Raw genomic sequence first — 8,619 nt, 5'->3', positions numbered from 1 at the left:
CGTCTCCCGGGCAGCCGCGGGTGTACAGGTATCACCGCGGGTGGCGCTGGATATGACGAGACCCCTTGCCACCGTGCGTTTTTCCGGTGCGGCGTCGGCGTGCGTGGGCCCGGGGGACGACGCCGTAGCGGCAGCGCTTCAGACGGGGGCGGCCCTGCTGGCTTCCGAGCAACTCGGGCTGTCCCAATGGTGTTTCGACACCACGCTGAGTTATGTCAAGCAGCGCAAGCAGTTTGGCCGCACGATCGGCTCATACCAGGCGATCAAGCATCGACTGGCCGATCTGTGGTTCGAGGTCGGCGCCGCGACAGCGGCTGCGCGGTACGCCGCCGACACGTGCGCCCGAAGCGATGACGACGCGGCCGTCGCGGCGGCCCTCGCACAGTCTTACTGCAGCGGCGTCGCCGTGCACGCCGCCGAGGAGTGCCTGCAGCTACATGGCGGGATCGGCATGACGTGGGAGTATCCGGCCCACCTGTACCTCAAGCGGGCAAAGAGCGATCAGTTGGCCTTCGGCACCGCCTACAGCCATCGCACTCGATTGGGCCAGCTGGTCAATCTTCCGGTCTCCTGATAGATCGCGGCACCGGTGACCCACAGCTCTTCGGTGCGGTCGCGGAAGCTGACCAGCGCGACGGTGTCATCGCGGCGGCGGGTGACCGACTTGCTCATGCCGGCCCACAGCAAGTGCCCGTATTTGTGCCGCAGCTCAACGAGGCGCTCGGATCCCGTTTCAGTCAGCGCGACCCAGCGGTCGTCGTCAAAACGCGGGCAGTTGCAGAATTCACCGAAATTCAGCGCGACGAGTTCGTCGAACGAATAGCCGACCATGTCACAAAACGAGCGATTGGCGAACAGCACCGTTCCCGCGCGGTCCACCGCCAAGACTGGAGCAGGCAGCCGCTCGAGAACCTCGAGCGCGGGCACCCGCCGCAGTTGCTCGCTGGGCAGTGGATCGGGTGTGGCCGGCGGGCGGCGCTCAATGCAATGCGTGCCGGCGGATGCAAAAGCCTTTGTCACCACGGGTCCCCGCTCATTGCCTCGGCGTCCGCGTACAGGGTTGAGCGGCGCTTTTGTCTAAACGCCCCACAGCAAATGTTATGATATGGTCAGCGCTTCGTCCACGGTCAATTGCCAACGTTTGCTATTAATCACGTGCGCAATTATCTGAGTATCTTGCACTGGATGTATGTAAGGTTGGCGAACCGCTGTTTATTTGCTGAGAAGTCGGATTTCGCCGGTTGTGCGCTGATCTGACGCCTGTCAGCAAACTATTTTACGATCGCGTCAACCGTGGACCGGAGCCCGGGCTTCCGCGAACACAGCACCGAAGTCGACCGGCGTGTGTCTCAGCGAAGGACGCAACTGGCTCGTCGGCGACCGCGGCTGACTTGCTGAGCAATGGGGCGGTCCAGCCTGGACGCTACCTCCCGGTGGTGCTCACCCGCCGATGCCTGCGGCAAAGTCGTCAAGCTGACCGCGAACGCTGATGTCCAGGACGTCGACGTCGTACCTATCCGACAACTCTTGGCCAAACGCAACGACCTCCGGCCCCCCGTCGGTGTCCAGCAGGCCCAGCTCGACGATGCCGCCCAAGCGCGCTCGGTACTCGGCACGCGGGCTGATCTTCAACGAAGGTGGTGGCCGGTATGCCAGCACGTCGAACAAGAGAACCTTGCCGACAATCAAATACGACCACGGCTGATCCTCAACGCCCAGTTGCGAGACCATTTGCGACACTCGCGGGAAGCCACGTGCCCGCGCGATCGCGTCCGCCACCTCGATATCGGCGTACCACCCGCACACGCAGTCCGCCGCCGGCGGCACGTGGTCCGGATTGAAGCATCCGGCCTCGGACCATTTCGTCGGCCAGGTGATCTCCGAGTGGTAGGGAGATCTGAGCACGTCCCCCGGGATGCCCGTCCAAAAGCGATAGCCCACGGCGCTTTCCAAGCGCCCGAAATCAGGCGCGGTCAGCCGCGCATCTAACCACTCATGCACAGCCGGCATCGCGGTATCGATGGCCACGAAGGCGTCCTCGAAGTCAGCACCGAACAACGGATTCCGGACTTCGATGCACCTGAGGCGGTCGTCATCAACGCCACACACCCGCAACACGCCCAGGTGTTCGCTGCCCAACGCAACCACCAAATCAGCTGCGAGGTGCTCGTCGCCCACCAGCGCGGCCCGGTGGTCCGTCGGCACCGGGCACCCACGCGCACGCAGCATCGCGATCGCCTGCTCGTCGGCGCAATCACCCACACATGCGGCGGTGCCCGCACTGGACACGCGCACCACATCGGCCAGACCACGCTCGCGCAGCTGCTCAGCGAACAGCGCCGCAGCCATCACCGATCGAGCGCGATTGAAACTGCAGATGAACGCCACGTGCAGCCGAGGGCTACTCACAATCTCATACCGCTTCCCAGCAGCGCGGCGAGGTCATCAGAGTCCTCCGAGTCGAAGTTTTTTCCGAGTGTAGGCATGCCCATCTCACCGCTCCGGTCATCGACGTTGGCTGCTGCGGCGTAGGCATCGGGACCAAAGTGTCGAGCATAGGGCGCGCCACGACCATGCGCTCTCCGAGCCGCGGTGACGCTGCTGCTCGCCACGATCGGTCGAGAACTGCCTCAAAACCTCAGCGCGCTAGCGCCGACTCGAAGAGCTCCGTCATCGCCGCCCAATGCCGCTCGTCGGCCGCGGCGTCGTAGGGCGGGTTGTCCGGTACCGCGAACCCGTGCGCGGCCGGATACCACTCGATGGTGTGCGACACACCCGCGGCGGTCAGCGCCTTGTCCAGTTGTTCGGCGTGATCGCTGGTGAACGACGCGTCATTCTCGGCGCCGCCCACGTAGACCGTCGCGGTCATCCGGTCGGCCAGCAGGTGCGGGCTGTCGGCGGTGTCGGTGACCAGGCCGCCGCCATGGAATGACGCGGCCGCGGCGACGCGGTCCGGAAGGCGGCCCGCCACCACCACCGACGTCCGCCCGCCCATGCAATAGCCACACACACCGAAACGCTCGCCGGTCACCTCGGGGCGAGCGGCCAGATAGTCGAAGAACGCTCCCGCGTCGGCGGCCATCTTGTCGGGGGTGATTGCGCCGATCATGCCAAACAGCCGCCGGCGCTCACGCTCGTCGCCGAACACGCTGGCCATGTCGAACGGAGCCCAATCGCCGCTGCGGTAATAAATGTCGGGCAGCAGCACCGCGTAGCCGAAGCCGGCGAGTTTGGCGGCCATGTGGTCGAAGGTGTCCCGCACCCCGCCGGCGTCTGGGTACATGACGACGCCGGGCCAGGGGCCGGCTCCCTCGGGGGTGAACAGACGCACGGGGCAGGAGCCGTCGGGAGTGGTGACGGTGTCGGTGATTTTGGGCATGGCACCCGTTCTACTCCTTTGCGATCGCCGCAGGATTTTTCGGCGGCGACCCGCCGCGCCCGGCTCCGCCGCGCTTGCGATCGCCGCGGGATTTTTCGGCGGCGACCCGCCGCGCCCGGCTCCGCCGCGCTTGCGATCGCCGCTAAGCTGGCCGGGTGCCGATCGCGCCGGTTCCCACGCCTTACGAAGACCTACTGCGCCTGGTGCTCGAAAAGGGCGCTGCCAAGTCCGACCGCACCGGCACCGGCACCCGCAGCCTGTTCGGACAGCAGTTGCGCTATGACCTGTCGGCCGGCTTTCCGCTGCTCACCACCAAAAAGGTGCATTTCAAGTCCGTCGTTTACGAACTGCTCTGGTTCCTGCGAGGCGACTCCAACATCGCCTGGCTGCACCAGCACGGCGTCACCATCTGGGACGAATGGGCCGATAGCACAGGCGATCTCGGACCGGTCTACGGCGTGCAGTGGCGGTCGTGGCCGACCCCCTCCGGCGAGCACGTCGACCAGATCAGTGCGGCGCTGCACTTGTTGCGCACCGACCCCAACTCACGGCGCATCATCGTTTCGGCGTGGAATGTCGGCGACCTCCCGCGAATGGCACTGCCCCCCTGTCACGCGTTCTTCCAGTTTTATGTGGCCGACGGTCGACTGAGCTGCCAGCTGTACCAGCGCAGCGCGGACCTGTTCCTCGGGGTACCGTTCAACATTGCCAGCTACGCGTTGCTCACCCACATGATGGCCGCGCAGGCGGGTCTTTCGGTCGGCGAGTTCATCTGGACCGGCGGCGATTGCCACATCTACGACAACCACGTCGACCAGGTCCGGCTGCAGCTCGATCGTGAGCCGCGGCCATACCCGGAACTCTTTCTGGCGCATAGGGATTCAATCTTCGATTACACCTATGACGACATCGTCGTCAAGAACTACGACCCGCACCCGGCGATCAAAGCCCCTGTCGCTGTATGACGCCCTTGGGCCTGGTTTGGGCTCAGTCGATGTCCGGTGTCATCGGCCGCGGGGGCGACATCCCTTGGCGGGTGCCCGAGGACCTGGCCCGCTTCAAACGGGTCACCATGGGCCACACGGTGGTCATGGGTCGGCGGACCTGGGATTCGTTGCCGGCCAAGGTCCGGCCGCTGCCCGGCCGCAGAAATGTCGTGCTGTCCCGGCAGCCCGACTTCACGGCCGAGGGAGCCGACGTGGTCGGTTCGATCGAGGCGGCGCTGGCCAGTTCCGGGGCCAGTTCCGGGGCCAGTTCCGAGACCGAGCCGGGGACGTGGGTGATCGGCGGGGCCGAGATCTACGTGCTCGGGCTGCCGTACGCCACCCGGTGTGAGGTCACAGAGGTCGACATCGACCTGCCCCGCGACGACGAAGACGCGCTCGCCCCGGTGCTCGACGAGGACTGGCGCGGCGATGCGGGGGAGTGGCGGGTCAGCCGGACGGGGCTGCGATACCGGTTTCACAGCTACCGTCGGAGCTGACGGTGTCACCGGTACAACCTGGAATACTCGGTACTCGGGGTCGGTGTCATTCGGGTCTAGCAGCCTTCAGGAGGGGAAAATTGGCAGTCGTATCCGAACCCGCAAAGGCGTTCACCCGCAAGTTCATGGGCTACGACGCGGCGGCGGTCAATGCTCATATCGAGATGATGGCCGCCAAGCAGAAGTTGCTGCTCGACGACGTCAATAGCCTCAGAGCCCGGTTGAAGGAATCCGGCGACGAAGCGGCCGCGCTTCGCAAGGAGGTCGCACTTCTCACGGACACCTCGCCGTCGCCGCATGCGGTGCAACAACGGATGGCGAAAATGCTGCGACGCGCGGTCGACGAGGTCGCCGAGATGCAGGCGGAGGCGCGAGCCGAGGCAGACGCCCTGATCGCGGCGGCCGAGGCGGAGGCCGAGGCCACCCGGCAACAGCGCGAAGAGATGTTGGCGGACATGGGCGCGCAGCGAAGAGCACTGGAAACCGACTACGCGGAAACCAAAGAAAAGCTCGAGGCCGAACTGGCCGGCCTGCGCGCCGACGCCCAGCGGGCTCGTGATCAGCTGCTCGCCGAGGCGAGGCGGATGGCCGACCGGGATCGAGAGGAGGCCCGGCGTGCCGTGGAAGAAGCGAGTCAGCGTCGGATCAGGATCCTCGAGCAGCTGATGGATGTGTACCGCGACTTGGAAGCGGTCCCCGCCGCTCTCGAGTCGGCGTACCAAGACCAGCAGGACCCGGTTGGACAGAAAGTCGGCGCGCGGTAGCTCGCGCAGCCGCGGTCAGGCGAAAATGACCGGTAATCTCGGCGCCGTGCCGATGCCGAACCGTCGCCTCAGCGTCGCGCAAGCGCGGAGGATAGCCGTTGCCGCCCAAGGGTTTTACGACCGCAAGCCCGTAGGCGCCGTAAACCGGGCGCATCTGAGGCGGCTGATAGCGCGGATCCAGGTGCTGCAATTGGATTCGGTGTCGGTGGCGGTGCGCGCCCACTACGCGCCGGTATTCAGCCGACTCGGCCCCTACGACCGTGACGTCTTGGACCGCGCCGCGTGGGGCCCGCGTTCGTCGCGGCTGCTGGTGGAGTACTGGGCGCACGAGGCGGCGCTGATGGCCGTCGACGACTGGCCGCTGATGCGCTGGCGAATGCGCGAGTGGCGGCATGGCCGCTGGGGCACCCACATCGTCAAGGCCAACCTGGCACTTGCCGACAAGATCGTCGCCGCCGTCGCCGAGCTCGGCCCCAGCACCGCCGGCCAAATCGAGGCGCATTTGGCTGCCGAGCCACGGCGGAAAAAAGGCACCTGGTGGAGCCGCAGCGACACCAAGTGGGTCGCCGAGGCGCTGTTCGCCTCCGGCGTCCTCACCACCGCCACCCGGGTGGGTTTCGCTCGTCACTACGACCTGGTGGAGCGGGTCCTGCCGCCGGGCGTGCTGGCCCGGCAGGTCGACGACGACGAGGCGCTCCGCGAACTCACGCTGCGTGCGGCCACCGCGTTGGGTGTGGGCACCGAAGCGGACATCCGCGACTATTTTCGGCTGTCGGCCGGGCAGGTCAAACCCGCGATCGCCGAGCTGCTCTCAGCCGGTGAGATCGAGCGGGTCGACGTGGAGGGCTGGTCCGCGCCCGCGTATCTGCGGACCGGCCAGACGGTGCCGCGGCAAGATCGCGGTATGGCCCTGTTGTGCCCGTTCGACCCGCTGATCTTTTTTCGGAGCCGGGTCGAGCGGCTGTTCGATTTTCGCTACCGCATCGAGATCTACACGCCGGCCGCAAAGCGGACGTACGGCTACTACGTGTGGCCGCTGCTGATGGACGGCCGGCTGGTCGCGCGGGTCGATCTCAAGGCCGATCGAGCCACCGATTCCCTGCGCGTGGTGGGCGCGTTCGGTGAGCCCGATGTTTCCCGGCCCCGCGTCGCCGCGGCGCTGGCGGGCGAGCTGGAGTCGATGGCGTCCTGGTTGGGGCTGGGCGGGTTCAGCGTCGCCGGGCGCGGCGATCTGGCCGCCGACCTGCGGGCCGCCGTCTAGCGGGCCGGATGATCGAGGTGATGTAGACCGTCTACCCATAGCTCGGTATTCTTCTACTATGAGCCTCAACATCAAAAGCCAGCGCGCGGTTGCGCTGGTACGTGAACTCGCGGCGCGCATCGGGACCAACCAGACGGCGGCGATCGAGGACGCTGTTTCGCGCCGCCTTTCGGAACTGGACCGCGAAGAGACGGTGCGCGCGGAGTCCAGGCGTGCCGCCGCGGAGAAAACTCTGGCTGAACTCGGCAAATTCCTTACCGACGACGACAAGCGCGAGATCCGGCAGAACGAAGTTGGCCTCTACGATGAACACGGTTTGCCGCGGTGATCGTCGATACGTCAGCGATCATCGCCATCGCGCTAGGCGAGCCGAACGTCGACGCGCTCAAACATGAGCTCAGCCACGCATCCAGCTCTCGCATCTCCGCGCCCAACTACGTCGAACTGTGCGCGGTCATGCAGCGGCGGGATAGGCCGGAGATCGGCCGCCTGGTTGATCGGTTGCTGGGCGACTACGGTATCGACATCGAAGCGTTCGATGCCGGCCAGGCACGCGTTGCCGCGCAGGCATATCGAGACTACGGGCGTGGCAGTGGGCATCCCGCCCGGCTCAACCTCGGAGATAGCTACAGCTATGCGCTGGCCCACATCACAGGAGAGCCGCTCCTTTTCCGGGGTGATGATTTCATCCACACCGATATCCGGCCGGCGTGCACCTGAATCCCACGCCCGACGCGTACGCGACCGCGTCCGGCGCGGGACTCTGTGTCGAACTTGGCTCCGCGTCGGGCTTGGCGTCGGTAAGTGCGGCCAGGGCGTCGGACAATAACCGCTAGATTCCGGAATTGGTTGCGCTGCAGATGCTTTCGATCTTGGTCGCGTTTTTCTGAACCGACCCGGCGGTCTTCTTCACCTCATCCAGCTTGGCGAGCTGCGCGATCGCTTCGGTAATCTTCTCCTCCGCCGTAGCGATCTGCTGTGCGCACTGACACGCCATTTCCGTGGCTACGAACGGCAAACCAAGATGCTATCGATTCCCCAGGTCGACAAAAACGATCGCAACGTCGGATTAGCCGTCGGGGTGCTCCCCCTGGTACTCGGCCTTGGTATACGGCTTGCCGAGAGCGCGGCGACGCTCGGCTTCCTCGAACACCTGCTGTAGCGCGTTCTGGTCATACCCGGATTTGCGTGCAACCTCGCGGTACAGCGCGTTGTCCATGGCGTAAACACCAGGGATGGTCTCGCGCAAATGTCTGCGGTAAATAGCCCCAAACGGGTCCTCGCCCGCCTCACGCCGACGCTCAACCTCTTCTTGTAACCGCTGCCGCGCTTCGTCCTCGGTGGGCGCCGACACCGACCAATCAGTACCCGGATACGACGCCTGCCAGCCTGCGTTGCGTTGTTCAGTGTGCGGCTGGACGCGGAATGCCCACCGCTTGACGTCGTCCTCGTCGGCTGTGGTCATCGATTACTCCCGGTGTCCATCAGGGAAATATCCCCGACTCGTCCTCATCAGTGTGGTAGATGTCCGTCGTCCCATCCGGGTATGCCACCAGACACTCGAATTCCCACGGCATGCCCCTGGCGTGCTCGATACACACAACATGAATGCGGTCTGGGATATCGCGTGGCAACCCCGCGACCGCGTTCACTGGCTGCACGTCATCTCGCCCGCTGCTCGCTGCAGTGTCGACTGTTCCCAGATCAGCCGTGGTGGTGGTCAACTCACGCG

11 protein-coding genes and 2 pseudogenes are annotated in these 8,619 nt (G+C 65.5%); 7 read left to right on the top strand and 6 right to left on the bottom strand.

Translation table 11 applies throughout. The annotated features are described in order from the left end of the window. Window positions 1–574, top strand: a 574-nt coding sequence (locus JO059_RS12760; protein WP_293319179.1) for an acyl-CoA dehydrogenase family protein, incomplete at its 5' end; no start/stop codon positions are given. Here the strand turns inward: JO059_RS12760 and JO059_RS12755 are convergent. The 3 genes and pseudogenes from JO059_RS12755 to JO059_RS12745 all read right to left on the bottom strand — a co-directional run bounded on the left by JO059_RS12755 (window position 523) and on the right by JO059_RS12745 (window position 3,379). Continuing rightward, window positions 523–1,020 carry a PAS domain-containing protein gene (locus JO059_RS12755; protein WP_293319177.1) on the bottom strand — a complete coding sequence of 166 codons (498 nt, stop codon included), beginning with the start codon at window positions 1,018–1,020 and terminating at the stop codon, window positions 523–525. The two genes, JO059_RS12760 and JO059_RS12755, sit on opposite strands and share 52 nt — an antisense overlap. Window positions 1,021–1,974: 954 nt before the next feature. After that, window positions 1,975–2,409 (bottom strand): annotated as a pseudogene (locus JO059_RS12750) (protein tyrosine phosphatase); the annotation flags it as partial. A gap of 229 nt (window positions 2,410–2,638) precedes the next feature. Further along, entirely contained in the window at window positions 2,639–3,379 is a 741-nt protein-coding gene (locus tag JO059_RS12745; protein ID WP_293319175.1) for a dienelactone hydrolase family protein, read from the bottom strand. Window positions 3,380–3,540: 161 nt separating this feature from the next. Here JO059_RS12745 and JO059_RS12740 point away from each other — a divergent pair, with 161 nt between their 5' ends. From JO059_RS12740 to JO059_RS12715, 6 genes are all read left to right on the top strand, one after another. Then, window positions 3,541–4,344, top strand: a complete 804-nt coding sequence (locus tag JO059_RS12740; RefSeq protein ID WP_293319185.1) for a thymidylate synthase — start codon at window positions 3,541–3,543, stop codon at window positions 4,342–4,344. Beyond that, entirely contained in the window at window positions 4,341–4,862 is a 522-nt protein-coding gene (locus JO059_RS12735) for a dihydrofolate reductase (protein WP_293319173.1), read from the top strand. The genes JO059_RS12740 and JO059_RS12735 overlap by 4 nt, the downstream gene beginning before the upstream one ends. 125 nt (window positions 4,863–4,987) lie before the next feature. Further along, the gene (locus JO059_RS12730) at window positions 4,988–5,626 is read left to right on the top strand and encodes a cell division protein DivIVA (protein ID WP_293319183.1); all 639 of its coding nucleotides are present in this window, start codon (window positions 4,988–4,990) and stop codon (window positions 5,624–5,626) included. Window positions 5,627–5,678: 52 nt separating this feature from the next. Next, entirely contained in the window at window positions 5,679–6,887 is a 1,209-nt protein-coding gene (locus JO059_RS12725) for a crosslink repair DNA glycosylase YcaQ family protein (protein WP_293319181.1), read from the top strand. Between the two features lie 58 nt (window positions 6,888–6,945). Further along, window positions 6,946–7,215 carry a type II toxin-antitoxin system VapB family antitoxin gene (locus tag JO059_RS12720; protein ID WP_293319171.1) on the top strand — a complete coding sequence of 90 codons (270 nt, stop codon included), beginning with the start codon at window positions 6,946–6,948 and terminating at the stop codon, window positions 7,213–7,215. Continuing rightward, on the top strand, window positions 7,212–7,607 hold the full coding sequence (locus JO059_RS12715) for a type II toxin-antitoxin system VapC family toxin (RefSeq protein ID WP_293319169.1): 396 nt from the start codon (window positions 7,212–7,214) through the stop codon (window positions 7,605–7,607). The genes JO059_RS12720 and JO059_RS12715 overlap by 4 nt, the downstream gene beginning before the upstream one ends. A gap of 112 nt (window positions 7,608–7,719) precedes the next feature. On the opposite strand, the gene JO059_RS12710 is transcribed toward JO059_RS12715, so the two are convergent. From JO059_RS12710 to JO059_RS12700, 3 genes and pseudogenes are all read right to left on the bottom strand, one after another. Beyond that, the gene (locus tag JO059_RS12710) at window positions 7,720–7,905 is read right to left on the bottom strand and encodes a hypothetical protein (protein ID WP_293319167.1); all 186 of its coding nucleotides are present in this window, start codon (window positions 7,903–7,905) and stop codon (window positions 7,720–7,722) included. Between the two features lie 51 nt (window positions 7,906–7,956). Further along, on the bottom strand, window positions 7,957–8,352 hold the full coding sequence (locus JO059_RS12705) for a hypothetical protein (RefSeq protein ID WP_293319165.1): 396 nt from the start codon (window positions 8,350–8,352) through the stop codon (window positions 7,957–7,959). A 19-nt stretch (window positions 8,353–8,371) separates the two neighbouring features. Further along, window positions 8,372–8,619: pseudogene (locus JO059_RS12700) on the bottom strand (hypothetical protein); the annotation flags it as partial.

It is taken from the genome of Mycobacterium sp. (genome assembly GCF_019247615.1).
Lineage (GTDB): Bacteria > Actinomycetota > Actinomycetes > Mycobacteriales > Mycobacteriaceae > Mycobacterium.
This window is presented reverse-complemented; position numbering and strand designations above follow the sequence as displayed.